Here is a 4,351-nt window from a genome sequence, read left to right as displayed (position 1 = left end):
TTCTGGGTATCCGGATCAGTGGCGGGAAGCACAAAGGCACGTCGTCCCTATAAAACGAATCCAGGCCGGAAAAATTAGCGAATGAGAACAAGTATCAGAAGGGAGATTTCAGAACGCTGAAAACCACTGTGGAAGCGAGCCTGCTCGCGATGAGGCAGTGTCAGTCGACATCAATGTTGCCTGACACACCGCTATCGCGAGCAGGCTCGCTCCCACAAGGATTGAGTGATATTTGAGTTTGGGTTATCCCACAGCCGCCATGGCATGCCGCCGATGATGCACCTCCAGCTGATCCTTGATCACCCGCAGCACCTTGGCTTCATGCTCATGAATGAAGAAGTGCCCGCCAGCGAACATGTCCACGGAAAAGCTGCCGAGGGTTTCCTTGCTCCAGCCGATCAATTGTTCGGTGGTGGCGCGGTCGGCCTTGCCGCCCAGTACGTGCACCGGGCACTTGAGCAGTGGTCGTTGAATCGGCTCGAAGCGCCCGCACAACTGGAAGTCGGCGCGCAGGATCGGCAGGGTCAGGCTCATCAGCTCTTCGTTGGCCAGCACTTCCTCGCTGGTGCCGTTGAGGATGCGCAGCTGCTCGATCAGTTCGGCATCGGTTTTCGGATCGGCAAAACCGCGGTCGTAGTCCAGGCGCATGGTTGGCGCGGCGGTGCCCGAGGCGAACAGCGCCACCGGCTCCGGAACGCCCAGCGAGCGAAACGCATGGGCCATCTCACAGGCCAGTAATGCGCCCAGGCTATGGCCGAACAATGCATAAGGAGCCCTGAGCATGGCTTTTTGTTCGTGGGCCAGTTGCAACGCCAGCCGGCGCATGTCGGTGTGCAATGGCTCGCCATAGCGCGCGCCACGCCCCGGCAACTCCACCGGTTGCAACTTGATCCACTCCGGCAGTTTGCGCCGCCAGCGGCTATAGACCATGGCGCTCGCGCCAGAGTAAGGCAGGCACAGCAATGTCAGCGGGGTCACCGGACGCACCTCAAAAGTTGTCTGTAAAGAGAACGGATGAAGTACGTCTTGAATTAGTCGCCGATCAAATGAGAAGGCATTTGCTCAGCACATCTTTCGTCAGGCCCACTCCAGCGCCGGCAGGCCAAACGCGCTTGGCGTGAAGGCTTTGAGCGTACGAAGAATGCCATCGGCGTGTGCGTATTTTTCGTCGGCCATGGCCGCATCCGGAATCGCAATCGCCGTCATCCCCGCCGCTTTCGCCGCCGTGACGCCGAACGGGGAATCTTCGAACACCAGGCAATCCTCAGGGGCAATACCCAGCCGCCGCGCGGCGGTGAGGAAGATATCCGGGGCAGGTTTGGCCGCGCCCACTTCCGGGTCATCGGCAGTCACGACGAAGTCGAACAAGGCGAACCAGTCGCGGTGCAACGTGGTTTTCTGACCAAACGACAGGCTCGAAGAACTGGTGCCCACTGCAATCGGGATGTTGTGAGCCTTCAGATGCCGAACCAGCTGCTGTGCGCCAGGCATCGCCTGCGCCGTAGGAAAGCGCTCGCGCATGAGCGGTTCGCGGATCACCAGAAACTCTTCGGCACTGATCGGCAGATCAAGCGCCTCAACCACGTAACGCGCGAGGTCACCGGCCCCACGACCGATGATGTTCTGTTTGACGCTCCAGTCGAACGTGCGCCCGTAGCGAGCGGCAATCGTTGCCGTGACTTCGGTGTAAATGCCCTCGGTGTCCAGCAACAAGCCGTCCATGTCGAAAATCACGGCCTTGATCGGGCCGAATTCCTTCAGCGGTGCATTCATCGCATCTGATCCGTATTAAACGAAATCCCGGGCGGCTCGGGCGCGGCCGGCTCCGTGATTGATTAAAGGTTTCAGCAGCATAGCGAGCACCGCAGCCCAAGAGCAACGGGCAAAACCCGCCCGATGACGAAGTGACGTCGATGATTTAGCGATTCGCCCTACAGCAAACGCCTCCTTTCCCGACTTCTTTCTCGACCGATCCAACGCACAGTTTCTCGCCCATTCACCCTGGCGAAATTGCGCGAATGTTTGATCCCGACAAGCTGCTGGCTCTGAACAACACCATCGGTTTGCTGGTGATGGCGGCGTTGAACCCGCAGCAGCCGGACATCGAAGCCCTGCTCAGTGATTTTCGCCTCAGCCTCAATGCCTACGACACCTGGGCGGAAAACTTCTGGTCCGGCGGGACGCTGGATGTCGAGCAAGTGTTCGAGGTCGGCAACGACGTGCGCCTCACTGCGCCGAAGCATTCGACCACACCTGTCAGTTCCACCGTCGCCACCTGCCCCGCCAGCGGTCCGCTCACGCTGGTGCATCTGTTTGAAGCCGCGCGCTTCGTGCCGATCGGCAACACGCCAGTGATGCTGGAACGGCTGCTGACAGAGGACCGAAAGGGTCCGACATTTGGTGATCCCATCCACAAAACCATCGGCCCCGGCGGCATTCTGGAGATTCCGGAATGCTGGCGCGGCAATCGCTATCGAATCACCTTTTTCCCCAACGTCACCACCGCGCATATCAAGGCACTCTACGACTCCTACCAAGGCGTGCTGAGTGAGCTGGAAGGCTGGCTGCGCAACGAGTGGAACAGCGAGTTTCAACCGCTGTGGGCCGGGTTTGCCGAAGCGGATTTCACTGAACGCTATGGCATGTTGCAACGCGCGGATTGGCGGGGTGTCGACAACGCCCTTCACGGTTTGTGGGATGACGTAAAGCAGCTCTACGACCTGATCTCCGATCTGCAGGCCAACAGCGCGAAGCTCCTTGCGTACCTGACCGAAGCTGAACTGCAAAAGCTCCTGAACGCTTCGGCCGAAGCCATCGCCAACGTGCTGCTGGTGTTGAGCGACGAACCGTTGGTGTTCATTCATCTGGCGGCTTTCACCAGTTGGCTGCGAATGCTGCCGCCGCAGTACATGGCTGAAGTCGTAGCGGAGATTCGTACGGAGTTGCTGATCAGTTTCCTGCTGGTGCGCTTGTTGGGTCCTACAGGCCTGAAGCTCGGCATGAGCGCCAAGGTGCTCAACAAGATCAAGTCCGAACGCGCCCGACGATGGCTGGCAGCGGCGAGTGTGCGCCTGGCGCAACTGACGGGCCGGTCTGACCTTAGCGCCCACGCGAACACGCTCAAACCGTTGCTGATCAATGCACAAAGCGCGGGGTTGAGACCTGCGCCCGCGGTTCCGTTGCAGATCAGCACGGCAGGCGCGGCGGATGTCCGGGTGGACAATCCGCTGGCGATTGCTCGAAGCAAGTCCGAGGCAAAAACGCGTCTGGGCCGGCATGAACCGCACGACGATGCCCCGGCCCAGGCGAAAAACCCCAACGGCGACAGCGCCGATTCCGCCGAGCGCACCGTCACCCACGGCTGCCCGGTGTCGCTGGTCACCGGCGAAGAACTGCTGACCCTCAGCGATGGTTTTCTGGATGGTGTGCTGCCATTCGAATTCACCCGCCTGTATCGCACCAGCGCCGTTGAACTCGACAGCGGCCTCGGTTTTGGCTGGAGCCATTCACTGGCCCAGCGCCTGGAAATCGATGGCGAATCCGTGGTGTGGATCGACGCGGAAAACCGTCGCACGCCGTTTCCGTTGCCGAGCGTGGCGCGCCCGGCGATCCACAACAGTTTGTCGCGCGCGGCGATTTATCGGGGCGATGCGCCGGAAGAGTTGATTGTTGCGCTGGCGGGGGAGTCGGCGCGGTTTTATCACTTTCGTGATGGCGGCCTCAGCGCGATCAGCGATGCCTACGGCAATCGTCTGGGCGTACAGCGCGACGTGTCCGGACGCATTCAGCGGCTCGATAACGGCGCCGGTCGCTGCTTGTTGTTGCGCTACGACCGTCAGCACCTGATCGCTGTCGACTATCAGCGCATTCACCCCGATGACGAGGGATGGCGCACCGAACAGACGCTGGTGACCTACCGCTACGACGCCCGTTGGCGCTTGATCGAAGTCACCAACGCGGCGGGTGAAAGCGAGCGCTACGACTACGACGAACAGCACGTCATCCTGCAGCGGCAACTGGCCGGTGGCGCGAGTTTTTACTGGGAGTGGGAACGCAGCGGCAAAGCGGTGCGCTGTGCCCGGCATTGGGCCTCGTTTGCGCAGATGGACACCCGCTACACCTGGGACGACGACGGCGCTGTGGTGCTCAAGCATGCCGACGGCAGCAAGGAAGTCTACGTCCACGACGACCGCGCGCGATTGGTGTGCCGGATAGCGGCCGACGGCGGCGAGCAGCGCAAAACCTATGACGATCAGGGCCGCTTGCTCGCCGAGCAGGACGCCCTCGGCGCCGTCACCGAATACCGCTACGACGAGCTCGGACGGCTGATCGCGCTGATTCCGCCGGAAGG

Annotated in this window: 3 protein-coding genes; 1 reads left to right on the top strand and 2 read right to left on the bottom strand. The window is 61.0% G+C overall.

Annotated elements, in window-relative coordinates; translation table 11 throughout:
- Positions 1–243: 243 nt before the first annotated feature.
- Together M5G20_RS25240 and M5G20_RS25235 are read right to left on the bottom strand one after the other, a co-directional pair.
- Positions 244–978, bottom strand: a complete 735-nt coding sequence (locus M5G20_RS25240) for a thioesterase II family protein (RefSeq protein ID WP_273921389.1) — start codon at positions 976–978, stop codon at positions 244–246.
- 99 nt (positions 979–1,077) lie between these two features.
- Entirely contained in the window at positions 1,078–1,773 is a 696-nt protein-coding gene (locus M5G20_RS25235) for an HAD-IA family hydrolase (protein WP_273921388.1), read from the bottom strand.
- 245 nt (positions 1,774–2,018) lie between these two features.
- Here M5G20_RS25235 and M5G20_RS25230 point away from each other — a divergent pair.
- Positions 2,019–4,351 (top strand): DUF6531 domain-containing protein (locus tag M5G20_RS25230; RefSeq protein ID WP_273921387.1); only part of this gene is annotated, 2,333 nt, incomplete at its 3' end.

It is taken from the genome of Pseudomonas sp. TNT2022 ID1044, assembly GCF_028656895.1.
Classification (GTDB): Bacteria; Pseudomonadota; Gammaproteobacteria; order Pseudomonadales; family Pseudomonadaceae; genus Aquipseudomonas; species Aquipseudomonas reinekei.
Note: the sequence above shows the minus strand (reverse complement) of the source record. Positions and strands in the feature narration are given on the sequence as shown.

What these genes read in the sequence shown, in the direction of transcription:
- M5G20_RS25235 (WP_273921388.1), bottom strand. Translation starts at nt 1,773, where the DNA reads ATGAATGCACCGCTGAAGGAATTCGGCCCGATCAAGGCCGTGATTTTC.